The 23,680-nt window shown below is 60.3% G+C and carries 26 protein-coding genes; 7 read left to right on the top strand and 19 right to left on the bottom strand.

Going from position 1 to position 23,680, the window contains the following annotated elements; all coding sequences use genetic code 11:
- Positions 1 to 19 precede the first annotated feature (19 nt).
- The 9 genes from accD to CO666_RS02210 all read right to left on the bottom strand — a co-directional run bounded on the left by accD (position 20) and on the right by CO666_RS02210 (position 8,602).
- Complete coding sequence (gene accD / locus CO666_RS02250) at positions 20 to 925, bottom strand: acetyl-CoA carboxylase, carboxyltransferase subunit beta (RefSeq protein ID WP_097610508.1); 906 nt, start codon at positions 923 to 925, stop codon at positions 20 to 22.
- 39 nt (positions 926 to 964) lie between these two features.
- Positions 965 to 1,804: a tryptophan synthase subunit alpha gene (trpA, locus tag CO666_RS02245; RefSeq protein WP_097610507.1), complete on the bottom strand. Its 840-nt coding sequence runs from the start codon at positions 1,802 to 1,804 to the stop codon at positions 965 to 967.
- A gap of 3 nt (positions 1,805 to 1,807) precedes the next feature.
- Positions 1,808 to 3,028, bottom strand: coding sequence for a tryptophan synthase subunit beta (trpB, locus tag CO666_RS02240; RefSeq protein ID WP_097610506.1), 1,221 nt, complete (start codon positions 3,026 to 3,028; stop codon positions 1,808 to 1,810).
- 2 nt (positions 3,029 to 3,030) lie between these two features.
- Complete coding sequence (locus CO666_RS02235) at positions 3,031 to 3,699, bottom strand: phosphoribosylanthranilate isomerase (protein WP_097610505.1); 669 nt, start codon at positions 3,697 to 3,699, stop codon at positions 3,031 to 3,033.
- A 75-nt stretch (positions 3,700 to 3,774) separates the two neighbouring features.
- Complete coding sequence (locus tag CO666_RS02230) at positions 3,775 to 4,533, bottom strand: M48 family metallopeptidase (protein WP_097610504.1); 759 nt, start codon at positions 4,531 to 4,533, stop codon at positions 3,775 to 3,777.
- 85 nt (positions 4,534 to 4,618) lie between these two features.
- Positions 4,619 to 5,053 carry a DUF2852 domain-containing protein gene (locus tag CO666_RS02225; RefSeq protein ID WP_097610573.1) on the bottom strand — a complete coding sequence of 145 codons (435 nt, stop codon included), beginning with the start codon at positions 5,051 to 5,053 and terminating at the stop codon, positions 4,619 to 4,621.
- Between the two features lie 144 nt (positions 5,054 to 5,197).
- Positions 5,198 to 6,475: a polyhydroxyalkanoate depolymerase gene (locus CO666_RS02220; RefSeq protein ID WP_097610503.1), complete on the bottom strand. Its 1,278-nt coding sequence runs from the start codon at positions 6,473 to 6,475 to the stop codon at positions 5,198 to 5,200.
- 203 nt (positions 6,476 to 6,678) lie between these two features.
- On the bottom strand, positions 6,679 to 7,521 hold the full coding sequence (locus CO666_RS02215; protein WP_097610502.1) for a fumarylacetoacetate hydrolase family protein: 843 nt from the start codon (positions 7,519 to 7,521) through the stop codon (positions 6,679 to 6,681).
- Between the two features lie 127 nt (positions 7,522 to 7,648).
- Entirely contained in the window at positions 7,649 to 8,602 is a 954-nt protein-coding gene (locus tag CO666_RS02210; RefSeq protein ID WP_097610501.1) for a glutathione S-transferase family protein, read from the bottom strand.
- Positions 8,603 to 8,878: 276 nt separating this feature from the next.
- On the opposite strand from CO666_RS02210, the gene CO666_RS02205 reads away from it, so the two are divergent.
- Together CO666_RS02205 and CO666_RS02200 are read left to right on the top strand one after the other, a co-directional pair.
- Complete coding sequence (locus CO666_RS02205; RefSeq protein ID WP_097610500.1) at positions 8,879 to 9,163, top strand: DUF2218 domain-containing protein; 285 nt, start codon at positions 8,879 to 8,881, stop codon at positions 9,161 to 9,163.
- A 46-nt stretch (positions 9,164 to 9,209) separates the two neighbouring features.
- On the top strand, positions 9,210 to 9,809 hold the full coding sequence (locus CO666_RS02200) for a nitroreductase family protein (RefSeq protein WP_097610499.1): 600 nt from the start codon (positions 9,210 to 9,212) through the stop codon (positions 9,807 to 9,809).
- An 80-nt stretch (positions 9,810 to 9,889) separates the two neighbouring features.
- On the opposite strand, the gene gyrB is transcribed toward CO666_RS02200, so the two are convergent.
- The 5 genes from gyrB to CO666_RS02175 form a co-directional block, all read right to left on the bottom strand.
- A complete protein-coding gene (gene gyrB, locus CO666_RS02195) occupies positions 9,890 to 12,325 on the bottom strand; it encodes a DNA topoisomerase (ATP-hydrolyzing) subunit B (protein WP_085738800.1) in 2,436 nt (811 codons plus the stop codon).
- Between the two features lie 135 nt (positions 12,326 to 12,460).
- Positions 12,461 to 12,838, bottom strand: a complete 378-nt coding sequence (locus CO666_RS02190; protein WP_007632096.1) for a helix-turn-helix domain-containing protein — start codon at positions 12,836 to 12,838, stop codon at positions 12,461 to 12,463.
- Complete coding sequence (locus CO666_RS02185) at positions 12,835 to 13,398, bottom strand: Smr/MutS family protein (protein ID WP_097610498.1); 564 nt, start codon at positions 13,396 to 13,398, stop codon at positions 12,835 to 12,837. Before CO666_RS02185 ends, CO666_RS02190 begins: the two co-directional genes overlap by 4 nt.
- Complete coding sequence (mltA, locus tag CO666_RS02180; protein WP_097610497.1) at positions 13,398 to 14,537, bottom strand: murein transglycosylase A; 1,140 nt, start codon at positions 14,535 to 14,537, stop codon at positions 13,398 to 13,400. Before mltA ends, CO666_RS02185 begins: the two co-directional genes overlap by 1 nt.
- Entirely contained in the window at positions 14,530 to 15,234 is a 705-nt protein-coding gene (locus CO666_RS02175; protein ID WP_097610496.1) for a Tim44/TimA family putative adaptor protein, read from the bottom strand. The genes mltA and CO666_RS02175 overlap by 8 nt, the downstream gene beginning before the upstream one ends.
- Before the next feature lie 131 nt (positions 15,235 to 15,365).
- Between CO666_RS02175 and CO666_RS02170 the strand changes: the two genes are divergently transcribed.
- Positions 15,366 to 15,869 carry an FxsA family protein gene (locus CO666_RS02170; protein ID WP_097610495.1) on the top strand — a complete coding sequence of 168 codons (504 nt, stop codon included), beginning with the start codon at positions 15,366 to 15,368 and terminating at the stop codon, positions 15,867 to 15,869.
- A gap of 101 nt (positions 15,870 to 15,970) precedes the next feature.
- The gene (gene secB, locus CO666_RS02165; protein WP_085735361.1) at positions 15,971 to 16,453 is read left to right on the top strand and encodes a protein-export chaperone SecB; all 483 of its coding nucleotides are present in this window, start codon (positions 15,971 to 15,973) and stop codon (positions 16,451 to 16,453) included.
- A gap of 52 nt (positions 16,454 to 16,505) precedes the next feature.
- Here the strand turns inward: secB and dnaQ are convergent, their stop codons facing one another.
- Genes dnaQ through CO666_RS02140 form a run of 5 tightly spaced genes read right to left on the bottom strand, consistent with a single transcriptional unit; the run spans position 16,506 to position 20,137 of the window.
- Positions 16,506 to 17,231 carry a DNA polymerase III subunit epsilon gene (gene dnaQ, locus CO666_RS02160; protein WP_097610494.1) on the bottom strand — a complete coding sequence of 242 codons (726 nt, stop codon included), beginning with the start codon at positions 17,229 to 17,231 and terminating at the stop codon, positions 16,506 to 16,508.
- Positions 17,224 to 17,835 carry a dephospho-CoA kinase gene (gene coaE, locus CO666_RS02155; protein ID WP_097610493.1) on the bottom strand — a complete coding sequence of 204 codons (612 nt, stop codon included), beginning with the start codon at positions 17,833 to 17,835 and terminating at the stop codon, positions 17,224 to 17,226. The genes dnaQ and coaE overlap by 8 nt, the downstream gene beginning before the upstream one ends.
- Positions 17,835 to 18,692 (bottom strand): shikimate dehydrogenase, encoded by an 858-nt coding sequence (locus CO666_RS02150; protein WP_097610492.1) that lies wholly within the window; start codon positions 18,690 to 18,692, stop codon positions 17,835 to 17,837. Before CO666_RS02150 ends, coaE begins: the two co-directional genes overlap by 1 nt.
- Positions 18,685 to 19,284 (bottom strand): Maf-like protein, encoded by a 600-nt coding sequence (locus CO666_RS02145; RefSeq protein WP_097610491.1) that lies wholly within the window; start codon positions 19,282 to 19,284, stop codon positions 18,685 to 18,687. The genes CO666_RS02150 and CO666_RS02145 overlap by 8 nt, the downstream gene beginning before the upstream one ends.
- A gap of 31 nt (positions 19,285 to 19,315) precedes the next feature.
- A complete protein-coding gene (locus CO666_RS02140; protein WP_097610490.1) occupies positions 19,316 to 20,137 on the bottom strand; it encodes a pyruvate, water dikinase regulatory protein in 822 nt (273 codons plus the stop codon).
- Between the two features lie 402 nt (positions 20,138 to 20,539).
- On the opposite strand from CO666_RS02140, the gene hemE reads away from it, so the two are divergent.
- The 3 genes from hemE to rho all read left to right on the top strand — a co-directional run bounded on the left by hemE (position 20,540) and on the right by rho (position 23,586).
- Entirely contained in the window at positions 20,540 to 21,583 is a 1,044-nt protein-coding gene (hemE, locus tag CO666_RS02135; protein WP_097610489.1) for a uroporphyrinogen decarboxylase, read from the top strand.
- Between the two features lie 2 nt (positions 21,584 to 21,585).
- Positions 21,586 to 22,122, top strand: coding sequence for a protoporphyrinogen oxidase HemJ (gene hemJ, locus CO666_RS02130; RefSeq protein WP_097610488.1), 537 nt, complete (start codon positions 21,586 to 21,588; stop codon positions 22,120 to 22,122).
- Positions 22,123 to 22,320: 198 nt separating this feature from the next.
- Positions 22,321 to 23,586 (top strand): transcription termination factor Rho, encoded by a 1,266-nt coding sequence (gene rho / locus CO666_RS02125; RefSeq protein ID WP_003571435.1) that lies wholly within the window; start codon positions 22,321 to 22,323, stop codon positions 23,584 to 23,586.
- The last annotated feature ends 94 nt before the right edge of the window (positions 23,587 to 23,680 follow it).

Below are 23,680 nucleotides of genomic sequence, written 5' to 3'. Positions count from 1 at the left end.
CCCGCCCGTTTGCCTGTTATCAGGCGCTCGCCGCCAAGGCGATCGCTCCGCGAGTCACGTCGTTTACTGCCGAAACGGGTTTCTTCGTCAGGATCTTCAGGATGCGCGCCAGCGTCTCCGGAATGTCGTGACGCTTGACGACCATATCGACCATACCATGTTCCAGCAGATATTCGGAGGTCTGGAAGCCTTCCGGCAGCTTTTCACGCAGCGTCTGTTCGATCACGCGCTTGCCGGCAAAGCCGATTTCGGCGCCAGGTTCGGCCAGATGAATATCGCCGAGCATGGCGTAGGAGGCAGTGACGCCACCGGTGGTCGGGTTGGTCAAAACGACGACATAAGGCTGGCCGGATTCCTTGAGCAGATCGACGGCAACGGTCGTGCGCGGCAGCTGCATCAGCGAAAGAATGCCTTCCTGCATGCGCGCGCCGCCGGAAGCGGGGAACATCACCAGCGGGCATTTTTCCGACGTCGCACGTTCGAAAGCCTTGACGATCGCCTCGCCGGCGGCCATGCCGAGCGAACCGCCGATGAAGTTGAATTCATGCACGACGGCGACGAGCTTCAGGCCCTGCACCTTTCCGAGGCCGGCGAGGATCGTATCCTCCTGCTCGGTCTTCAGGCGGCTGTCGCGGAGACGATCGCTGTATTTCTTCGAATCGCGAAACTTCAGCGGATCCTGAGCGACCTTCGGCTGCGGCAGCGATTCGTATTCGCCATTGTCGAAAAGATCGGCCAGACGGGCTTTCGCCGGCATCTTCATGTGATAGCCGGAGGCCGGGATGACCCATTTGTTGCCTTCCAGGTCCTTGTGGAAGACCATCTCGCCGGTTTCCGGGCACTTGATCCAGAGATTCTCCGGCACTTCGCGACGGCCCAGCATGGAATTGATCCGCGGGCGAACGTAGTTGGTGATCCAGTTCAACTTGAATTCTCCTAACTGACTAGTGCCAATGTGGGGAAATTATTCGGCAGCAACAAGGCGCGCCGACCGTGTTCCCGAGGAAAGGCCGCGCACCAGTGTTGCGACCGCCTGAACCGTATCGGCCGTGGCCTTCCCGTCCGCGGTCAGGCTGGTGGCGACCTGATTGACAATGGCGGTGCCGACGACGACGCCGTCGGCCGAACCGCCGATGACCTTCGCATGCTCCGCCGTCTTGACGCCGAAGCCGACGCAGACCGGCAGTTGCGTGTGCTGCTTGATGCGCTGGACAGCGCCCGAAACCAGCGACGGATCCGGCAGTGCCGACCCGGTGATGCCGTTCATCGAGACGTAATAGACGAAGCCGGAGGTGTTTTTCAGGACGGCCGGCAGGCGCTTCTCGTCGGTGGTCGGCGTCGCCAGGCGGATGAAATTGATGCCCTTGCGGATCGCCGGAATGCAGAGTTCGTCATCCATCTCCGGCGGCAGGTCAACGACGATCAGGCCGTCGATGCCGGCGGCGATCGCGTCGTCGAGGAATTTCTCGACGCCATAGATGTAAATCGGATTGTAATAGCCCATCATGACGATCGGCGTCGCATCATTGGTCTTGCGGAAATCGGCCGCCAGTTGCAGCGTCTTTTTCAGCGTCTGGCCGCCTTTCAGCGCGCGCTGACCGGCCAGCTGGATCGCCGGCCCGTCGGCCATCGGATCGGAAAAGGGCATGCCGAGCTCGATGATGTCGGAGCCCGCTTCCGGCAGCGCCTTCATGATGCCGAGCGAGGTATCGTAATCAGGATCGCCGCCCATGAAATAGGTCACAAGCGCCGGACGGCCCTCGGCCTTCAGCTCGGCAAAGCGTTTGTCCATGCGTGCGGTCATGTCTTACAGTCCCATTCCCAGAATCTTGCCGACGGTGAAGATATCCTTGTCGCCGCGGCCGGAGAGGTTCATCAGGATGATCTCGTCCTTGCCCATCTTCGGTGCGCGCTTGATCACCTCGGCAATCGCGTGCGAGGGCTCGAGCGCCGGGATGATGCCTTCGAGGCGGGTCAGCGTCTGGAACGCCTCGAGCGCTTCGTGATCCATGATCGGAACATAGTCGACGCGGCCGGTATCGTTCAGCCAGGAATGTTCGGGGCCGATGCCGGGATAATCGAGACCGGCCGAAATCGAATGACCTTCCTTGATCTGGCCGTCGCCATCCTGCAGCAGATAGGTGCGGTTGCCGTGCAGCACGCCGGGCGTTCCGGCAGTGATCGACGCGCAATGTTCATCACCCTGCAGGCCCTTGCCGCCGGCTTCTACGCCGACGATCTTGACAGTGGGATCATCGAGGAAAGGATGGAAAATGCCGATGGCGTTCGAACCGCCGCCGACGGCCGCGACGACGAGATCCGGCAGGCGGCCTTCGGCGGCCAGCATCTGCTCCTTCGCTTCCGCCCCGATCACCGACTGGAAATCGCGGACCATCTCCGGATAGGGATGCGGACCGGCCGCGGTCCCGATCAGGTAATAGGTATCCTCGACATTGGTGACCCAGTCGCGCAACGCCTCGTTCATGGCGTCCTTCAGCGTGCCGCTGCCGGCGGTGACTGGTTTGACTTCGGCGCCGAGCAGCTTCATGCGGAAAACATTCGGCGCCTGACGCTCGACGTCGGTGGCGCCCATATAGACGACGCAGGGAAGGCCGAAGCGGGCGGCAACGGTGGCGGAGGCAACGCCGTGCTGGCCGGCGCCGGTTTCAGCGATGATGCGGGTCTTGCCCATACGCTTGGCGAGCAGGATCTGGCCGATGCAGTTATTGATCTTGTGCGAGCCGGTGTGGTTCAGCTCCTCGCGCTTGAAATAGATCTTCGCGCCGCCGAGTTCGGCCGTCAGCCGCTCGGCGAAATAGAGCGGACTCGGGCGACCGATATAATGCGCGCCGAGATGCTTCAATTCGGCCTGGAATGCCGGATCGTTCTTCGCCTTGTTCCACTCGTCCTGCAGATCGAGGATCAAAGGCATCAATGTTTCGGCAACGAAACGACCGCCATAGATGCCGAAGCGGCCGTCTTCGTCAGGCCCGGAACGGAAGGAATTCGGTTTAGGCGTTTCGTTCACTCTCAACTCCCTGAGGCCATGATGGGCACATCCGCCTCTTCGACCGCATCGAAAAATTCATCGATCATTGCGACGCTCTTCACGCCAGGCGCGCTTTCGACGCCCGAGGAAACGTCGATACCACGTGCTTTGGTGTTCGCCAGCGCATTCACGACATTGTCCTTGTTCAGCCCGCCGGAAAGCATGTAGTCGATGCTGCCGTCGAGCCAGCTCAAAAGGCTCCAGTCGAAGGAAATCCCGTTGCCGCCGGGCAGTTCCGAACCCTTCGGCGCTTTCGCGTCGAACAGGAAACGGTCGGCAATACCGATATAGGCTTCGACGCGCTTCAGATCATCGGCCGTGCGCACGGAAAAGACCTTCATGACCGGCAGGCCATAGAGTGCCTTGATCGTCAGCACATGTTCGGGGCTCTCGTTGCCGTGCAGCTGCAGGATATCCGGCTTCAAGAGCGCGACGATCTCATCCAGTTCGTCATTGGTGGGATCGACGACGACGGCGACGATCTTCGCCTTGCCACGCGCGGGTTCGGCCAGTTTACCCGCCAGGTCCGGCTCGATGTAGCGTGGGCTCTTTTCGAAAAAGATAAAACCGATATGGGTCGCGCCGCGTTTCAGCGCACGATCAATCGCTTCGGGCGTTTTCAGGCCACAGATTTTGATATCCGGTTTCATGGCAGCGAAGTGACACGAAATACAGCAAGAGTCGAGCCAATTTGCGTGCTAGGCTGCATTTAGCGCCAATGTCGGTCAGTCGAAATCAATGGCGTGCAGCTGACTTCCGTGCCGCTTCAGCCAGGATTTCGCTTCCTCCATGCCGGGGCAAAGCTTCTTGCAAAGCGCCCAGAAGCGAGGCCCGTGGTTCATTTCCTTGAGATGGGCAACTTCGTGGGCGGCGAGGTAATCGAGCACCGACGGCGGCGCCATGACGATGCGCCAGGAAAAGCTCAGATTTCCCTCCGACGAGCACGAGCCCCAGCGGCTGCGGGTATCCTTCATCGAGATCGAGCGGATCGGCGCCCGGATCGTTGCGGCATGCATGGTCGCCAGTCTGGCGAGGTCGGCGCGCGCCTCCTTCTTGAGAAAGGCCGCGATGCGCCGCCCGACATGTTCCGGCATGCCGCTGACCCGCAGAACCGGCCTGCCGTCTATCAAAACCGCTTCCGTCAGGCCGCGCAAGCTGCCGGTATGCTGGATGTGATGGGAAACGCCGCGAAAGAGAATTTCGCCGCCGTCGCGCAGGCCGGCATCGGTCGAAAACTTGGCAAGTTTGGTGAGCAGCCAGCCCTGGTGGCGATCGAGGAACGCATTGACCTCGCGCGCCGCAAGACCTTTCGGCACCGTCATCTTCAAGGCCCGGCCACCCGGCTCGATGCGCAAGGTGATACGCGTCGCCCGGTCGTGCTGCTTGATGGTCAGCGGCATGAGCCGGCCGGCGACGTCGAGCGTCCGCGTTTCCGGCGGAGCCGGTTTGCGGGCTTTCGGCCTTGTTTTCAGAAGCGAGAACATGGGTGTTTTCTATCCGATTCGCCGGGGGAACGGGCATAGAAAAACCGGCATCGGAAGATGCCGGTCATTTTCAGCGTTCAGGCCTTCACGGCGTCTGATATTCGGCGACCGGACCATTGTCGTCACGCTTGGTGTTCTTGCGGTCACGCATGAAGCGATCGAACTCTTCCTGGTCCTTGGCGCGGCGAAGTTCGCGCATGTAAGCGTCGAATTCCTCGCGCATTTCATCGAGCTTGCGGCGCTCTTCCTCGATCCGGTCGATCTCGGCCTTGCGCCAGTCGTCGAAGGCGACGTTGCCGGTCGAGAAGTGCGGGCGGTGGCGGCCGGTCGAACGGCGGCAGGAGGCAAAGAAGCCATCGGTCGCCTCATTGACGTCACGCTTGAAGCCGCGCAGACGGTCGCCGAAGATGATATAGGCAAGCATGGCCAGACCCAGAGGCCAGAAAACCATGAAGCCGAGAATCATCAGGGCAATGGTAGCCGGAGTCCAATCCGGTCGAAGCAATGCTGACTGGTTCATCGTGCGGGTATCCTCGCTTTCCGCGCCCGGCAGGATACCGAACGCTGAAATCGATGTGGTTACCGCAACAACGGCCTTCAAGACGATTGCCCGCGAAATCGGACAAAGCCTTGAATCCGCTTTTCTAAATCAGCCACCCCTAAATCAGGCGGTGCGACCGCCCTTGATTACGCGTGGCACCGGCGGCTTGACGGCGGAACGGGAATGCTCCCGGACAAAATTGATGATGCGCGGCGCGATCTCGCGGCGGAACCGCGAGCCGTTGAAGACACCGTAATGGCCGACATCCGGCTGAAGATAGTGCATGCGCATATCTTCAGGAATATTCACGCAGATGGTCTGCGCCGCCTTTGTCTGGCCGACGCCCGAGATGTCGTCATTCTCGCCCTCGACAGTCAGCAGCGCCACTTTGCGGATCGCTGCCGGGTCGACGCGTTTGCCGCGATGCATCAACTCGCCCTTCGGCAGGGAATGCTTCATGAAAACCTGCTCGACCGTCTGCAGATAGAATTCGGCGGTCAGATCCATGACCGCGAGATATTCGTCGTAGAAATCGCGGTGTTTTTCCGGCTCGCCGTCGTTCTTCACGAGATGCATGAAGAATTCCTTGTGGGCGACGAGATGGCGGTCGAGGTTCATCGACATGAAGCCCGAAAGCTGCAGGAATCCCGGATAGACCGGGCGCATGAAGCCCGGCTGCGGCCAAGGCACGTTCATGATGACATTGTCGGAGAACCATTGCAGCGACCGCTCCTGGGCGAGCTTGTTGACCGCCGTCGGGTTGATGCGCGTATCGATCGGGCCGCCCATCAGCGTCATCGACGACGGTGCCAACGGATCATTGGCTTCCTCCATCACCGCAGCCGCCGCCAGCACCGGAACGGACGGCTGACAGACGGCGATGACGTGCGTGTCTTGCCCGAGGAAATGCAGCATCTCGATGACATAGTCGACGTAATCGTCGAAATCGAACCTGCCTTCCGTCATCGGCACCATACGGGCGTCGATCCAGTCGGTGATGTAGATGTCGGCGCTCGGCAGCAGCGCCTCGACCGTGCCGCGCAGCAGCGTCGCATAATGGCCGGACATCGGCGCGACGATCAGAATGCGGGGATCATTGCCGCGGGCGGCAGGGACGCTGCGGGCGAAATGCAGGAGATTGCAGAACGGCCGCGACCAGACGACTTCTTCACGAACAAAAACCGTCTGATCGCCGATCGTCGTCTGCGTCAGCCCGAATTCCGGCTTGCCATAACGGCGCGTCGTGCGTTCGAACATTTCGAGACTTGCCGCCATCGTCCGGCCGAGCGGCGTATGGGAAAACGGATTCAGCGGATTGGCATAGGCAAATCGCATGATATCGGCCGCGGCGCGAAACGGCGCCATGGCAGCATGGTTCAATTCATAAAGCTGATAAAACAAAGGCGCCACCTTTCATCTATCGAAAAGATGACGCCGATTGAAAGGCATCGACTCTTTCCGTTACGCGGGCACGTCACTCAGACTAACAGTTTTTTGTTGCACAGCAACATGGACGAACCAGACCCGCACAAGAAATGCCGGAGAAGTGACCCTCCGGCATCAATATCGACTGGAAAACTTAAGTTTCTCAACAAAAAGCGTCGTTAATGATCCGCTACGAAGCTCTGCTTCTGAGTACCGAGACCTTCGATTCCGAGTTCGACGACGTCACCGGCCTTGAGATATTGTGGCGGTTTCATGCCCATGCCGACGCCGGGAGGCGTTCCGGTGGAGATGACGTCGCCCGGATGCAGCGACATGAACTGGCTGAGATAGGCAACGACGTGGGCGACACCATAGACCATGGTCTTGGACGAGCCGTTCTGCATCGTCTGGCCGTTGACTTTCAGCCACATGCCGAGGTTTTGCGGATCGGCGATCTCGTCCTTGGTGACCAGCCAGGGACCGATCGGTCCGAAGGTGTCGCAGGACTTGCCCTTGGTCCACTGGCCGGCGCGTTCCGTCTGGAAGGCGCGCTCGGACACATCGTGAGAAACACAGTAGCCGGCGACATAATCGAGCGCGTCGGCCTCGCTGACATATTTCGCGGTCTTGCCGATGACGACGCCGAGCTCGACTTCCCAATCGGTCTTTTCCGAACCGCGCGGGATCCGCACCGTGTCGTTCGGACCAACGATGGCCGAGGTCGCCTTCATGAAGATCACCGGCTCGGGCGGCACCGTGGCGCCGGTTTCGGCGGCATGGTCGGAGAAATTGAGGCCGATGCAGATGAATTTGCCGGTGCCGGCAACGCAGGCCCCGATACGGCCGGGGGCAAGTTCCGGAAGGCTCTTCGGATCGATTGCCGCGATCTTTGCAAGGCCCGCCGGCGAGATCGCCTCACCGCCGATATCGGCGACGTGACCGGAGAGATCGCGGATCTTGCCATCGGCATCGAGAAGCGCGGGTTTTTCATTGCCTGCTTCGCCAACACGCATCAGCTTCATGGAATTTCCTCCTCATCGAAAACGGATTTGCAGCCACCTATGAACGAATTATTCACCGGTGTCATTACGGCTTTGCCGCCAAGCGGTACGGATTCGGCTCAAACCGCATGAATTGCGGCATCGTGCTCTAAAAAATTTCGGCAAGATCAGGCCCGACGGGAACGATCTTCGTCGGGTTAAGGCTTTCGATCGAGTAGTAGCCGCGCTTGATGTGGTCGAGATTGACCGTTTCCGCGATACCCGGCCAATCCAGCATGCGCCGGCAAAAGGCGCGCAGGTTGGCATAGTCGGAAAGCCGGCGCAGATTGCATTTGAAAATGCCGTGATAGGCGACGTCGAAGCGCACGAGGGTGACGAAGAGCCGGATATCGCTTTCCGTCGGATGATCGGCGAAGAGGAAGGACCGATCCGCAAACTGCGGTTCGGCCCAGTCGAGGCAGGCGAAGACATCGGCGAAGGCTTCTTCGTAGGCAAGCTGGGTGGTGGCGAAACCGGCGCGGTAGACGCCATTGTTGAGCGTGGGATAGATGCGGTCGTTGAAAGCATCGATCTCGCTGCGTCTTTCCGCCGGGTAAAGATCGATCGGATTTTTTGCCAGGTCGCCGAAACCGCTGTTCAGCATGCGCAGGATATCGGCGGATTCATTGTTGACGATGGTCTTTCTCTGCTTGTCCCAGAGAACCGGCACGGTGGCCCGGCCGGTGAAATCAGCCGACGCGCGCGTATAGATTTGATGCAGATAGGTCGTGCCGTTGACGTGATCCTGCGTCGCGCCGGGATAATCGCCGAAGCGCCAGCCCTGTCTGCCGAGCAGCGGTTCGACGACGGAGACGGAAATGGCGTCGTCGAGCCCTTTGAGCTTGCGGGCGATCAGGGTGCGTGAGGCCCAGGGGCAGATATAGGCGACATAGAGATGATAACGACCGGGGCTGGCTTCGAAGCCGCCCTCGCCGGTCGGCCCGGCGCTGCCATCCGGCGTCACCCAGTTGCGGAAACTCGAGGTCTGCCTGACGAAGCCGCCCTTTTCATCCTTTGCCTGAACGGGCTGCCAGTCTTCCGTCCATTTTCCATTCACCAGCATGCGCAACTCCCCGATCGATTGACTGAAGCGTTTATTATCCTGCTTCGACGCCGGCGTGAGGCCGCTTTTATGAAGACAGTCTGTACACCCCGATTGCGACGACGCTGCGCTTGCCAAGGCTACGAAGCAGGAAATAAGACTTGGCTCTAAAGCGCGTCGCGATCTTTCAGATTCGCGTGGCCCACGCTTTAAGTTTGTTTTACGCATGTCGTTATCGCAAAACCGCGGCACACTTTTGCGCGACATGCTTTCGTCCAAGATGAGATGGAGTTTGACATGCACCTCTCCAAAGCCGTCGTACGCACCGAACATGCAAGCCGCTATCTGCAGCAGCTCTGCAAACACTGGAGCCACAAATTCAGCGTCGATTTCGACGCGCACAAGGGCCGGGTGCCGTTCAGCGAGACGACCGAGGTGACGTTTAGCGCCGACGATACGGCGCTGACCATGGCGCTTTCCGTCGCCGATGCCGCGCAGCAGGCCAGGATGCAGGGTGTCATCGACGATCATCTGAAGCGTTTTGCCTTTCGCGAGGAGCTCGACATCGTCTGGACAGACTGAACCGAACGCCGATCCGAATTTCTGCCTCCAACCCCCGGGAATAAGCATGACGAAGAGCAATAACCGCGAATCCCAATATCCGATCGATCCAATGTTTCTCGACCGTTGGTCACCGCGCGCCTTTACCGGCGAAATCATCGAGGAAGCACAGCTGCTCAGCCTGCTCGACGCCGCCCATTGGGCGCCGTCCTCGTCCAATCAACAGCCCTGGCGTTTCATCTATGCCCTGAAAGGGTCTGAGCAGTGGCAGACATTCGTCGGATTGCTTGTCGATGCCAACCAGGAATGGGCGGCGAACGCATCGGCGCTGATTTTCGTCGTCTCGCGCGCCTTCACTGGGACCGCCGGCTCAGCGGAAACAAAGCCGAGCTACACCCATTCCTTCGATGCCGGCACGGCCTGGGGGTACTTGGCGCTCCAGGCACGTCTCTCCGGTTTTTACGCCCATGGCATGGGCGGCATCAAGCATGACGAGATCCGGCAGACTTTCGCCATTCCCGAGGGTTATCGGGTCGAAGCCGGTGTCGCCGTCGGCCGGCTCGCCGACAAGAGCGTCCTATCCGAACGCAATCAGGCACGCGAATTCCCCAGCCAGCGCAAACCGCTCTCAGAGGTCGCCTTCAACGGCCGTTTCGTTGCCGGCTGAACGAAGCCGAAGACTAGCCAATCGTCCAAACAAAAGCCCCGCCATTCAGAGATGGCGGGGCTTTTGTTTCGAAACATCAATCAGATATCGAGGTTTGCGACGCTGAGCGCGTTGTCCTGGATGAATTCGCGCCGCGGTTCGACTTCGTCACCCATCAACCGGGCAAAGAGGCCGTCGGCATCGGTGGCGTCGTTGACCTTAACCTGCAGCAGCGAGCGCACATTCGGATCGAGCGTCGTTTCCCAGAGCTGCTCGGCATTCATTTCGCCGAGGCCCTTGTATCGCTGCATGGTCAGGCCCTTGCGGCCGGTGGCAAAGATTGCGTCGAGCAAGGCGCGCGGGCCTGAGATCTCGACATCGCCTTCGCGTCGATGCAGCGACGGCGGCGTCTGATAGATTTCCTTGAGGCGCGCGGTCAGCTGGTCGATGTGACGGGCATCCGACGAGCCGATCAACGCCATGTCGAGCACGACGATTTCCCGGACGCCGCGGACCATGCGTTCGAAGCGCAGGCCGCCATCGCTGGTCAGATCGCCCTGCCAGCCGCGCTCGGTCTCCTCGGCGATGATGTCGAGACGGCTTGCGACCTCGCTCGCCACTGCCCGCGCTCTTGCCGGATCGCTGACGAAATCGGCATTGAGGGCACCGGCGATCGCCGCCTGTTCGACGACGGCGCGATTGTAGCGTGAATGAAGATTGTCGAGCAAAGCGCGCATGCGCAACGCATCCAGGATGACCTCGCGCAGATCCTGGCCGGTGCGAACCTCGCCGCTGCCGAGCTTCAGCGCGGCATCCTCAAGACCCTGGCTGATCAGATATTCCTCGAGCGCCTTTTCGTCTTTCAGATACTGCACCGACTTGCCGCGCGAGACCTTATAGAGCGGCGGCTGAGCGATGTAGAGGTGACCGCGCTCGATCAGTTCCGGCATCTGCCGGAAGAAGAAGGTGAGCAGCAGGGTGCGGATGTGAGCGCCGTCGACGTCGGCATCCGTCATGATGATGATCTTGTGATAGCGCAGCTTTTCGGCATTGAACTCGTCCTTGCCGATGCCGGTGCCGAGCGCGGTGATCAGCGTGCCGATTTCCTGGCTCGACAGCATCTTGTCGAAACGGGCGCGTTCGACGTTCAGGATCTTGCCGCGCAAAGGCAGGATCGCCTGGTTTTCGCGCGAACGGCCCTGTTTGGCCGAGCCGCCGGCGGAATCGCCCTCGACGAGGAAGACTTCGGATTTCGCCGGATCGCGCTCGGAGCAGTCGGCAAGTTTGCCCGGCAGCGAAGCAATATCGAGCGCGCCCTTGCGGCGGGTCAATTCACGGGCCTTGCGGGCGGCTTCCCGGGCGGCCGCTGCCTCGACGACCTTGCCGACGAGAATCTTGGCTTCGCTCGGATGTTCTTCGAACCAGGTGCTCAGCGCCTCGTTGACGAGGCTTTCGACGACAGGGCGGACTTCCGAGGAAACCAGCTTATCCTTGGTCTGTGAGGAGAATTTCGGATCGGGCACCTTGACCGACAGCACCGCCGTCAGGCCTTCGCGGCAATCTTCGCCCTGCAGCGTCACCTTTTCCTTTTTGGTGATGCCGGAATTGTCGGCATAGGAAACCACCTGGCGCGTCAGGGCCGCGCGGAAGCCGGCCATATGGGTGCCGCCGTCGCGCTGGGGAATGTTGTTGGTGAAGCAGAGCACGTTCTCATGATAGCTGTCGTTCCACCACATCGCCACTTCGACGGTGATGCCGTCCTTTTCGCCGCGGATGGCGACCGGCTTGTCGACCAGGGACTTCTTGGCGCGGTCGAGATAGGCGACGAAGGCCTCAAGGCCGCCGTCATAACGCAATTCTTCCTGCTTGATATCGGAATGGCGTTTGTCGGTCAGCAGAATGCGGACGCCGGAGTTGAGGAAAGCGAGTTCGCGCAGGCGGTGCTCCAGCGTGCCGTAGTCGAACTCCGTCATGGTGAAGGTTTCGCTGCTCGGCATGAAGCTGACTTCCGTGCCGGTCTCATCGGGCGCGTCGCCGGTCACCTTCAGCGGCGCATCGGCCACGCCGTGGGTGAAGCTCATTTCGTGGATCTTGCCCTGGCGGCGGATCTTCAGCTTCAGCCAGACGGACAGAGCGTTGACGACGGAAACGCCGACGCCGTGCAGACCGCCGGAGACCTTATAGGAATTCTGGTCGAACTTACCGCCGGCATGCAGCTGCGTCATGATGACTTCGGCCGCCGACACGCCTTCGCCGCTGTGGATGTCCGTCGGGATGCCGCGACCGTTATCGGTGACCGTCACCGAGCCATCCGGATTGAGGGTGACGGTGACGATGTCGGCATGGCCGGCAAGCGCCTCGTCGATCGCGTTGTCGACGACTTCATAAACCATATGATGAAGGCCGGAGCCATCGTCGGTATCGCCGATATACATGCCGGGACGCTTGCGGACGGCATCGAGGCCCTTCAGAACCTTGATGGAATCTGCGCCATATTCGGTGCTTACGCCGTTTTCCGTCGCCGATGTATCGCTCATTCTGTCGAGATTTTCCCTGTTGCCGTAAAGCTGCGGCGCGCCTTGCGAATCACCGGCTTTCTTCACTCTCGTATATAGGTTTTTTGCACCCGGTTCCCAATGGCAAGTCCCCTGAACAAGCCATAAAACAGGGGATTATGACGCTTTTCCGTCGCCTTTGCCGTCATTTTCGAGAAGAGCGGATAACCGGCCGATCTCGGCGCTGTCAAGGTTGCGGATCCGGCGCGCCAGCCGATTGGCAAATTCGGTATATTCCGGCGGCAGGCCTGACGTATCGATGACCACGCGCGGGTCGGAAGAGCGGGCGAGCAGGAACAGTTCCTCGGCCTCGTCCCAGATGATGTTGAAATAGCCGGCGATGCGCTGCAGCAGATCGAATGTCGGCAGGCCGCGCTTGCCATGTTCGAGCGCCGAGAGATAGGCGGGAGAGACGTTCAGGGCTTCCGCCATCTCCTTCTGCGACACACCTTTGCGCGCTCTCAGCCGGCGAACCGCCTCTCCGAAGGGAGTCATGGTCTGTCCCCTGGCCGCCGCGACAGGCGGATGTAGAGAGCGCCCTCGCCGCCGTGATGCTGGGCGGCCGATTCATAAGACGAGATCAGGTAACGGAATTCCGGCTTCGAGAACCAGAGCGGCACGGCCCGCTTCAGCGCGCCGTCGCTGCCCATCGAGCTGCCCTTGCCGGTGATGACTAAGACATGGCGCATGCCGCGCTCATGGGCGCGGATCAGGAAATCGAGAAGGATGGCGTGAGCCTCGCTCTGCACCAGCCCGTGCAGGTCGATCCGCGCTTCGAGCGCCAGCCGGCCCTTGGCGATCTTGCGCTTGACCGGCTTTTCCAGCGGATGGTGCACCCCGGCGGATGGTTTCGCCGTCGGGGGTGCTGCCGGCGGCAGCGGCACAGGTAATGGCGGTGCCAGCTTTTCGGCTCTCTCCTGCTCGGCCGCCGCTTCGGCGAGAAAAGCGTCGAGTTCGCTCAGCTCACCCGCCTTGCCGGGCATCGGCCGCGTGCTGCGGGCAACCTTGCCCCAGAGGATCCTCTCATCCGCACTGAGTTTGCGATCCCGGGCCATCAGTCGAATCTTCCGGCAGCGGCCTTGGGAATGAGAAGGACGAAATCGGCGTCGTTGCGGACGGTGCCGGCACTTTCTCCGGCCATATCCCCCGAGCCGGTGAAGATATCGCCGCGCGCCGGCCCGACGATGGCCGAGCCGGTATCGAGCGCCAGCATCAGCCGGCGAAAGGGCCGGCCATGATCGAGATGGGTAAGGCTTTCGGCGCGGATGAAAAAGGGAAAGCCGAACGTATGGATCATCCGGTCGACTGCAAGGGAACGGCCGGCGAGAAGCGGCACCTTGGCGGCCGCGATCGGACCGTCTTGAAGATCGGCGGTTCGCAGGCTGCTAGCCTGCGAGGGCGTTTCCCGGAAGAAAATATAAGAGCGGTTATGCCACAGTATCTCGTCGACCCGCTCGGGATTACGCGCCAGCCAGGCACGGATCGTCTGCATCGAGATGTCGGCGAGATCGATCTCGCCCCGGTCGATCAGCAGCTTGCCCACTGCCGAAAAGGGATGACCGGCCTTCGCCGCATAGGTGATGCGGCCGATGCGGCCATCACTGTAACGCAGGCGGGCCGCACCTTGCACATGCACGAAAAAGACATCGACCTTCGACTTCGCCCAGGCGATTTCGAGGCCGCGGCCTTCGAGGAAACCCTGGTCGATGGCGCGGCGATCCGGATAGGCGTCGACGCGGCCATCATGTTGGCGCCCGAAAGCATAGGACCCGTCGAGCTCGGCGGGGCGATTGCCGTCGTCGAGATCGATCAGATCGTCCGGGCGACGGTAGAAGGGGAAACGGAAGGTTTCATCCGGCTGCTCCGACACCTCGATCTCCGGTTCGTAGAAAGCGGTGACGAAGCCGGATTTGCCATCCCTACGGCGGATCAGGAAGGGCCGACAATGCGTCTCGAAAAAGGCGCGCGCCGAGGCCGGAGATGACGGCGCGAAATCTTTGGCGGCCGCAAGAAGCGGCAGCAGATCGTCCGCGCTCAGGCCAAGCGATCCGGTGCGGTAGGGTTTGACATCGGTGATCTGCCGCCGGCAGTGGCGCATGACTTCAAAAAGGCCGGAGGGATCGTCATCCTTCCAGCCTTCCAGATCGTCGAAGCTTATGGCCTGCAGGACGAAGTCCGCTGCGTGGTCACTCATGTTCCGATTCGGTCGCCACCAGTTTCCAGTTCGGATCGCGCGAGCGGGTGTCGCGGGCGAAGGTCCAGAGATCGTTGACCTCGGCGACGTTTTCGGCGTCACCTTCGATCAGCACATCCGCTTTGTCGTAGGTGGCCGATATCAGCTGGCTGATGATGCGAACGGTGATCTGCGCTTCGCTGCCCTTCGTCTCTGCATGGGTGATTTCGGCCTTGTCGATACCGACGAAGGTGGACTTTACCTTATCACCCCGACTTTCGCGCTCGCCGATCGCCGCATCGAAGCCGTCATAGACTTCGCGGGACAGAAGGTTCTTCAGCGTTTTCCGGTCGCCATCGGCATAGGCCATGACGATCATCTCGTAAGCCATGCGGGCGCCGTTCAAAAACTCCTTCGGGCTGAAGGCGGGATCAGCCTTGTTCAGCGCCCGCAGCGATTCGTTGAGCGGCGTTCCCGGGGCGGCGAAGGCATCGATGGCGGCGAAACGATCTTCGTCTTCCGTCGTCGCGTCGCGGCGCGGCAGCGTCACCACCTTGCCGCCATCGGCAGCTTCGGCCGGAGCCGCATCCCGCGGCGTATAGAGATCGCGCGGCGGCTTCTCATTTCCTGTGCGGCGTCCGAGCACGGAGCGCAGCTGAAAGAAAATCAGCACAGCCGCCACCAGGAAGAATAAAGTGATGAAGTCGTTCGAACTCATATCGTATCGCAGCCGCCGTTAACATCTCTGATTTGTACTCCCATATAGTCTGCCTATACAGATGATTCAAATGATGGCTGGCATCTTCGCCAGCCTCCAAGAGGAGACCGGCAAGCCCGGGACATCAGACCATGCGTTTTTCGATCCTGCCGGCTTTCGTTCTGCTGTTGCCACTCGCCGAAATTGCCGGTTTCGTCGTCGTCGGCCGGGCCATCGGATTGTGGCTGACGCTGGCGCTTGTCATGCTGGGCTTCGTTCTGGGTGTGGTTCTGCTGCGCCGGCAGGGCATCGGTATTTTGCGCCGCATGTCGAGCGAAGGACGAAACGGGGTGATGCCGGGCCGCGACCTGTTGCGGCCTGCGATGAACGTCATCGCCTCGCTGCTGCTGATCATTCCCGGCTTCCTCACCGATATCATCGCCATCCTCATTCTCATTCCGCCGGTGCGCGATCTCGTCTGGCAGGCGGTCGCCAAACGCTTTGTCGTCGTCAATGCCAAGAGCGGATTTTCCGCCGGGCAATCCGATTTCCGCGACCGCAAGCCAAACTCGAAGGTGGTCGATCTCGACGATGAGGACTATCATAGGGAGCCGGATCGCAACTCGCCGTGGTCGGGCAAACATCTCGGCGATTGAGGCGCTTCGACCGATCAGCCGTGCCAAGCGCCCAGGGTTGTAAGCCCTTCCCTGAAATGTTAGATGGCGGCACCATTCCCATGCCCCTCGAGGAAAAGCCAATGGCAGACGAAAACAACAGCAACGGTGCGACCAGCCCCACCCTTTCGATCCTTGCGCAATATACCAAGGACCTCTCCTTCGAAAATCCGGGTGCGCCGCGCTCGCTGCAGGCCCGCGACAAGGCGCCGACGATCAACATCAATGTGAATGTCAACGCCAACCCGCTTTCGGATACGGATTTCGATGTCGTGCTGTCGCTGAATGCCGAAGCCAAGGATGGCGACAAAACGGTCTTCCATACCGAGCTCGTCTATGGCGGTGTCTTCCGCGTTGCCGGCTTCCCGCAGGAACACATGCTGCCGGTTCTCTTTATCGAGTGCCCGCGCATGCTCTTCCCCTTCGCGCGTCAGATCATCGCCGACGTCACCCGCAACGGCGGTTTCCCGCCGCTGATGATCGATCCGATCGACTTCACGCAGATGTTCGCCCAGCGCGTTGCCGAAGAACAGGCCCGCGCCAAGGTCGAGGCCGTTCCGAACTGATCCAATTTTTGGGTTTCGAGATACGGATGCCCGGGCTGGTCCCGGGCATTTTCTATTGTGCAGCAGGGCTGCCGTATTTGGCCCAGATGCCTTTTTCTCCGAGCTTGGCGACGAGCGCTTCATGCGCCTGCGCCTCCGACTGGCTGAGGCGCGGGGCAAGCGGGCGAGGCCGCTCGAGCACGGATGCAATCACCACATCGTCTTCCTCGGCCGCATCGCCGCGACCGTTCTGGCCTGACGTGGCGGTGCTCAGGCCGAAGGCTGCCTGCCTGCCACCGATCATCTCGATATAGACTTCGGCAAGCAATTCGGAGTCGAGCAGTGCGCCGTGTTTGGTGCGGTGCGAATTGTCGATGCCGTAACGCCGGCAGAGAGCGTCGAGCGAATTCGGCCCCATCGGATGTTTGCGCCGTGCCATCGACAGGGTATCGACCACCCTTTCCGGCAGGATCGGCGGCAGACCGATGCGCGCCAATTCGGCGTTGATGAAGCCCATATCGAAGGTGGCGTTGTGGGCGATCCACTTGGCATCGCCGAAGAAAGCAAGGATTTCTTCGGCGACCTCCGCGAAAGGCTTCTTGTCCTTCAGGAACTCGTCGGTGATGCCGTGCACCGCGAGCGCATCGGGATGAACCTTCTGATCTCCGGGATTGATGAAGATATGGATCACGTTGCCGGTCGGAAAATGATTGAACAGCTCGATGCCGCCGATTTCGATGATGCGGTCGGCGCGGTTGTCGAGGCCGGTGGTTTCCGTATCGAAGATGATCTCACGCATTCCGGAAATCTCCCTTGGCAATCCGCATTTTCAGGTCGGCGACGATCGCGAGCACCCGTTTTTTCGTGACCGCGATCTTCTGGCTGGTATCGATCAGATAATCGGCGCGGCGGCGCTTTTCGGCGTCCGGTGTCTGACGGGCGAGAATCATCTCGAATTTTTCCTCGGTCATGCCTGGCCGCGCAAGCACCCTCTGGCGCTGAATCTGTGGATCGGCGCTGACGACGACGATGACATCCACTCTTTCTTCAGCCCCGGTCTCGAAGAGCAAGGGAATATCGAGCAATACCATCTCGGCGCCGGCGGCGCGCTGTCGCGCCAGAAATTCCGCCTCGCGTTTGCGAACCAGCGGATGGACGATCGCTTCCAGTCGTTTGAAGCCGTCCGGATCGAGGGCAAGCTGGCGGCCGAGTTCATGCCGGTCGACCGCTCCGTCCTTCATCGTGCCGGGAAACGCGGCATCCACCAGGGGTGCGGCTTCGCCGGTATAGAGATCATGGACCACGGCATCGGAATCGTTCAACGGGATTCCGGCCTCGGCGAAGAGCTTTGCCGCCGTCGATTTTCCCATGGCGATGGAGCCGGTCAGGCCGATCGTCAGCATCAGTGCGCTTCCATATCGGCGATGATCAGCCCGCGCAGTGCCGCGTCGACGACCGGACGCCGGCCGAACCATTTCTCGAAGCCCGGCACGGCCTGATGCAGAAGCATGCCGAGACCATCGACAATCGGAAATCCCTGCTCTTCCGCCTGCGCCAGGATCGGCGTCTTCAGGGGGACATAGACGATATCGGTGACGACGGCGTCGGCTGCAAGCGGCGTGAAATCGAGATGGGGTGCGGCCTCGCCGTCCATGCCGAGCGAGGTCGTATTGATGAAGAGACCGGCGCCTTTCATGACTTCGGCCAGTGCGCCGGCCGGGTGGGCCTGAACTTTCGGGCCAAAGCGATCCGCCAGTTCACGCGCCCGTTCGACGGTGCGATTGACGACGTGGATCTGTCTGAAACCGCGATCGCGGACCGCCTGGATAATCGCCCGGCTGGCACCGCCGGCGCCGAAGACGACCGCCGTCTCATGCCGGTCCCAGCCCGGATGGCGTTCGTCGAGATTGGCAACGAAGCCGCGACCGTCGGTGTTCGTCGCATGCAGGACGCCATCCTCGAGCCAGAGCGTGTTCGAAGCGCCGAGTTCGTGCGACAATGCATCCGGCTGATCGGCCAGCCTGAAGGCGAGTTCCTTGTGGGGAATGGTGACATTGCCGCCGACGAAGCCGGAGCTGCCGTCTTTCAGCGCGGCAATGAAATCGGCAAAGGCTTCGGGTGCGACTTCATGGGCGCGGTAGCTGCCCGGCAGGCCAAGCGTCTTCAACCAATATCCATGGATCAACGGCGAGCGCGAATGCTTGATCGGATAGCCCGTGACAAACGCCTTCGGCCCGAATGTTTCACGTGAATCACCCATCGATCGCTCCGAGATCTCGCAATTTTTTTAGGAGCGGCAGCATCGGCAGGCCGAGAATGGTGAAATAGTCACCTTCGATTTTCTCGAAAAGCTGAATGCCCTCCCCCTCCAACTGATAGGCGCCGACGCTGGAAAGCGCCCTGTCGCCGACGCGCGCCAGATGCCTGGCGATGAACTCCGCCGTCAGCGGCCGCATCGTCAGCTCGGCATGGGCGAGATGCTGCCACAGAACCACGCCATTGCTGACGATCGCGACGGCGCTGTTCAACCGGTGGGTCGTTCCCGAAAGGGCTTGCAGGTGGCTCGCCGCATCGGCCATGTCCTTCGGCTTGTGGAAGACGCGGTCGCCAAGCGACATCGTCTGATCCGAACCGATCACCAGGCTGTCCGGAAAACGGCTGCTGACCTCCTCGGCCTTGGCCTTGGCGAGGACGAGAGCGACGGCATCCGGCGTTGCCCCGGCTTTTTCCAATGGGGCTTCGACCGCTCTTTCATCGATGTTGGCGGCATGCGCCTCGAAGGATAGGCCGGCATTTTCCATCAGCATCCGCCGAAAGGGGCTCGATGATGCAAGGATGAGTTTGGGTATCATGAATTCCTCGGGGTGCCGGTTCGGTCAGCGCTTAGCGCAGCTTCGGGCGCAGGGCAACGATGGCCGCGGCGGTTTCCTCGATTGAGCGGCGGGTAACGTCGATCAGCGGCCAGTTGTGGCGGGCGCAAAGCGAGCGGGCATATTTCAGCTCCTCGGAGATCGCGGCGCGGTCGGTATAATGTTCGCGATCAAAACCCTGCGTCGCCCCGAGCACCCGGTTTTCCCGCACCTGGGAAATGCGATCGGTGGTGGCGATCAGGCAGACGATCAACGGTTTCGTCGCGATGAACAGGCTCTCCGGCAACGGCACGCCATAGACGATCGGAATGTTTGCCGTCTTGATGCCGCGGTTGGCGAGGTAGATGCTGGTCGGTGTTTTCGACGTGCGGCTGATGCCGATGATGACGACATCGGCATCATTGTAATCGTCCGGCATCTGACCGTCGTCGTGATCCATGGTGAAATTCAGCGCTTCGATCCGCGCGAAATAGCCGGCATTCATTACATGCTGGGCGCCGACCCGGCGGCGCGACGGGGCGCCGAGATAGATCTGGAAGGCATTCATGACCGGCTCCAGCACATTCACCGAGGCCACGCCCATCTCGACGCAGCGCTCGTCGATCAGGCTCGCAAGCTCCCGGTCGACGATCGTATAGAGCACGATGCCCGGTGCATCGTCGATCGCCTGCAGAACCGGCAGCAGCTGTTTGCGGTTGCGGATCAGCGGATAGACATGTTCGATCGGCTGGGCCGATCGGAACTGTGCCGATGCGGCGCGGCCGGCAGAGATCAGAGTCTCTCCGGTTGAGTCAGAAATCAGATGCAGATGAAAGAAGTTCGTTCTGTTCTCCACGCTATTTTCCGCTGCCTGTTGAAAAGACTGGATGAAACAGAGCTACGGCGGCGAGGCGGTCTCGGGCAAGGGAAAACATGCCGCCTTATCCACAATTCGAATTTTCCAGATCGGTTTCAGCGGGCGCTGTGGATGACGGGGAACAGGTAGAGTTTGCCGGAGCAGGTCCACAGCTTATCCACAAGCACCGGCAAAAATCGGCTGCCCGGAAGGATTTGGAATCATTTTCAGATTCAGCTTCTCCCCGGAGTTTCGGCGGAACTGGGAAAATCGCTGCGATGTTTCTTGTCGGCACGCGACAAATGGCATCGGCGGTGGATGGATTTTAATCCTTGATAGACACCGACTCTAAGAAATAGAAACCTTTTAAAATATCTTTGATTTTTTATAGGGAAGAAGCGCTTGAGCGAAACGCGCCGAAAGATCATGAGGGTTCTGGATGGCGAAAGCCTCTCCCCTCCTCCTCTCTGGCTGATGAGACAGGCGGGACGCTACCTCCCGGAATATCGGGAGACGCGGGCCAAGGCCGGAAGTTTCCTCGATCTCTGCTACACGCCCGATCATGCCGTCGAAGTGACATTGCAGCCGATCCGCCGCTACGGCTTCGATGCGGCCATTCTGTTTTCCGATATCCTGGTCATCCCCGACGCGTTGAAACGCAATGTTCGGTTTACCGAGGGCCACGGTCCTGAGATGGATCCAATCGATGAAGCCGGCATCGGCAGGTTGAATGGCGAAGAGGTTATCGATTATCTCAGGCCGGTTATGGAGACGGTGCGGCGATTGCGTGAGGCGTTGCCTGGTGAAACGACGCTGCTCGGCTTCTGTGGCGCGCCCTGGACGGTTGCGACCTATATGATTGCCGGTCATGGCACGCCGGACCAGGCGCCTGCGCGCCTCTTCGCCTACAAGTATCCCCAGGCCTTCGAGCATCTCCTGATGCTGCTGGCCGACGTCTCGGCCGATTATCTCGTCGCGCAGATCGATGCCGGCGCCGATGCCGTGCAGATTTTCGATTCCTGGGCCGGGGTTCTCGGCGAGAAGGAATTCGAGGCGTTCGCCATCAAACCGGTGGCGCGAATGATCGCTTCGGTCAAATCGCGGCGGCCGCAGGCGCGCATCATCGCCTTTGCCAAGGGCGCCGGTTACCAGCTGAAATCCTACCGCCAGAAGACCGGCGCGGATGCGATCGGTCTCGACTGGTCGGTGCCGCTGGCTTTCGCCGTGGAGCTTCAGAAGGATGGTCCGGTCCAAGGCAATCTCGATCCGATGCGCGTCGTTGCCGGCGGCCGGGCGCTGGAGGAGGGTATCGACGATATTCTGCAGCATCTCGGCCATGGGCCGCTGATCTTCAATCTCGGTCACGGCATCACGCCGCAGGCCGATCCCGAACATGTGCGCCTGCTGGTCGAGCGCGTGCGAGGGCAGATGCGAGACGGGGCGTGACGATGGAACGGCAGACGGACCGGAGACCCGGCGCCTACGCCCGGCGTCGAGCCCATTTGGCCCTGGCCTTCTTCACGCTGATGGCGGTCGGGCTTTTTGCCTGGAACCCTGACAATCTCTATCTCTGGATCAAGGCGCTGCACATCATTGCGGTCATTTCCTGGATGGCCGGGTTGTTCTACATGCCGCGGCTGTTCATCTACCATACCGATGCCGAACCGGGGTCGGTGCAATCGGAAACGTTCAAGGTGATGGAGCGTCGGCTGCTTCGAATCATCATGACGCCGGCAATGATGCTGACCTGGATTTTCGGTCTCTATCTTGCCTGGTCGGTCTATGGATTCCAGGGCGGCTGGCTGCATGCGAAGATCGGTCTCGTCGTGCTGTTGACGGGCGTTCATCTGTTTTTCCGCCGTGCCGTCAGCGCCTTCGAGCGGGATGAAAATCGCCGTTCCGCACGGTATTGGCGGTTCATGAACGAGGCGCCGACATTGCTGATGATCCTCATCGTGATCCTCGTCGTGGTGAAGCCGTTCTGAGGCAAAATCGCCCTCAGGTTAAATTTGCTTCATTTTAAGCAGCCCTCTTGCGGGCGCGATCACGAGTCGCTATTTTCCGCGCATCTCATCTACGTGGCATGTGTGTAGAGTTCAGTCGTCTGCGAGCCCTTCGCAGTACCGAATACGACCCAACATCGCCTTTCCCCTTCGAAATTGAAAAAGAGTATTGGTCACTTCATGGCTGAAATGAAGCTTCAGGAACTTAAGAGCAAATCCCCGACGGATCTTCTGGCTTTCGCCGAATCGCTCGAGGTCGAGAATGCCAGCACGATGCGCAAGCAGGAGCTGATGTTTGCCATCCTCAAGATGCTCGCCAGCCAGGATGTCGAGATTATCGGCGAAGGCGTCGTCGAGGTGCTGCAGGACGGATTTGGCTTCCTGCGCTCCGCCAACGCAAATTATCTGCCGGGTCCCGACGATATTTATATCTCCCCGTCGCAGATTCGCCGTTTCTCTCTGAAGACCGGCGACACGGTCGAGGGACCGATCCGCGGACCGAAGGAAGGCGAGCGTTATTTTGCGCTGCTCAAGGTCAACACCATCAATTTCGACGATCCGGAAAAGATCCGTCATAAGGTTCACTTCGACAATCTGACGCCGCTCTATCCGAACGAGCGTTTCAAGATGGAACTCGATATTCCCACCTCCAAGGATCTGTCGCCGCGGGTGATCGATCTGGTGGCGCCGCTCGGCAAGGGCCAGCGAGGATTGATCGTCGCACCGCCGCGTACCGGTAAGACCGTGCTGCTGCAGAATATCGCGCATTCGATCACGGCAAACCATCCGGAATGCTATCTCATCGTCCTGCTGATCGACGAACGCCCTGAAGAAGTGACCGACATGCAGCGCTCCGTGCGGGGCGAAGTCATCTCGTCGACCTTCGACGAGCCGGCGGTGCGCCACGTCCAGGTGGCGGAAATGGTCATCGAAAAGGCGAAACGCCTGGTCGAGCATGGGCGCGATGTCGTCATCCTGCTCGATTCGATCACTCGCCTCGGCCGCGCCTACAACACCGTCGTTCCCTCTTCCGGCAAGGTCCTGACGGGCGGTGTCGATGCCAATGCCCTGCAGCGGCCGAAGCGCTTCTTCGGCGCCGCGCGTAATATCGAGGAAGGCGGCTCACTGACGATCATCGCCACGGCGCTGATCGATACCGGCAGCCGCATGGACGAAGTCATCTTCGAAGAGTTCAAAGGTACCGGCAACTCGGAAATCGTTCTCGACCGCAAGGTCGCCGACAAGCGCATCTTCCCGGCAATGGACATCCTGAAGTCCGGCACCCGCAAGGAAGACCTGCTTGTTCCACGCCAGGATCTGCAGAAGATTTTCGTGCTGCGCCGCATCCTGGCACCGATGGGCACGACGGATGCGATCGAATTCCTGATCGACAAGCTCAAGCAGACGAAGAACAATTCCGACTTCTTCGACTCGATGAACACCTAATCCTTAGCCGGATTCTTCCGGAATCTGCCCCTATGCGGGCGGCATGCGTTAATGCCAGCTGGCGACATCGTCACGATGTCGCCAGCTTTTTCTA

Origin of the sequence: Rhizobium chutanense (genome assembly GCF_002531935.1) — a bacterium.
Lineage (GTDB): Bacteria > Pseudomonadota > Alphaproteobacteria > Rhizobiales > Rhizobiaceae > Rhizobium > Rhizobium chutanense.
This window is presented reverse-complemented; position numbering and strand designations above follow the sequence as displayed.